The sequence below is a fragment of the Protofrankia coriariae genome (assembly GCF_001017755.1).
GTDB lineage: Bacteria > Actinomycetota > Actinomycetes > Frankiales > Frankiaceae > Protofrankia > Protofrankia coriariae.
Window position 1 is genome coordinate 31,467 of sequence record NZ_JWIO01000044.1, and the last position, 1,206, is coordinate 32,672.

At 73.1% G+C, this 1,206-nt stretch carries 2 protein-coding genes; one reads left to right on the forward strand and one right to left on the reverse strand.

All coding sequences use genetic code 11. The features are described from left to right. A partial coding sequence (locus tag FrCorBMG51_RS31870) for a tetratricopeptide repeat protein (RefSeq protein WP_476742222.1) occupies positions 1-505 on the reverse strand: 505 nt, incomplete at its 3' end. A gap of 463 nt (positions 506-968) precedes the next feature. On the opposite strand from FrCorBMG51_RS31870, the gene FrCorBMG51_RS31875 reads away from it, so the two are divergent. Beyond that, on the forward strand, positions 969-1,206 hold a 238-nt coding region (locus FrCorBMG51_RS31875; RefSeq protein ID WP_235433764.1), incomplete at its 3' end, for a DUF1015 family protein.

The following is a 1,206-nucleotide window of genomic DNA, read 5'->3' on the forward strand; positions in this document are numbered from 1 at the left end:
GGGCCGCCATGCCGAGCCCGAACTGGGCATAGTCGTCGGTCGGGTCGTGGGCGACGATCCAGGCGAAGCTCTCCCGGGCCGCGCCGTACTGGCCGGCGTCGAACTGGGCTCGGGCCAGCGCCTCCCGGACGCTGCGCGAACCCGGTTCGGCGGCCACGGCATGGGCGAGCAGTTGGACCGCGGCGTTGGCGTTGCCCCGGTCGAGCAGGGCGACACCCCGGGTGTACCAGTCGTAGACCTCGCCGCCAGGACTGCCATCAGGGCTGCCGCCATTCGGCTGGGCGGCACCAGCGGCACCCGCGGTACCGGCGCCGGAAGCCGTGGCAGCCAGGCCGGTGTCGGCCCCCTCCGCGCTGTTCGCGCCGTCACCGTCAGGAGCGGGGATGCCAGCAACCGGGGTGTCGGGCGTGGGGGTGTCGGGGATGTGCCCCGGGCCCGCGGGCAGCCACTCGTCGCGGGGGCCACTCCCCTCGCCGGCAACCGGTCCGTCGTGCCCGCCGGACATCCGCGCCTCCCTCGTCGCCTGTACCTGGCTGCCCTGGTTTCCCAGGTTGCCCAGGTTTCCTGGTTGCCCGTTTTCCTGCGTTTCCCTGCCGTGCCGCGATCCGGTGACGTCCGCGCCCCGGTACCCGTCTGAACCTCCGGCGAACCTCCGATATGCCAGCGTCGGCGCCCGCGGCGGCCGGACGCCGGTGGCCCGAGGTCCAGCTCCCAGTGTCGCCGGAAACCGGTCCCCGCTCCCACCGATCGCGCTGATCGGTGGAGGTGCGTACCATTTTCAGCGTCCCCGCCGCCCGTCGTCCCGTCCACAGTGGCGGATGTTTCCTCGCTGCCAGTGGCGTCCATGAGGCACTTCCACAAGACAGAGACAACTTCCACGGGGTGGAGGCACTTCCACGGGGCGGATGTCGGCGGTGCCCGTCCGGTGTCGGCGGCGTCTGTGGCGGGCGGACCCATACGATCGCCGCATGGCTGCTCCCGTCCCCCCGGCACCACCCTCACCTGGCGGACTGGTCCTGGCGCCGTTCCGGGCCCTGCGGTATGCCGCGGACGACGGCGAGGAGCTGGCGTCGCGGACCGCACCGCCCTACGACGTGATCGACGCCGCCGGTGTCACCGCGCTGGAGGCACGGCATCCGCACAACGCCGTCCGGCTCATCCTCCCCCGCGACGACGAGCGCTCCCCGGGAAGCCGCTACCGGCGGG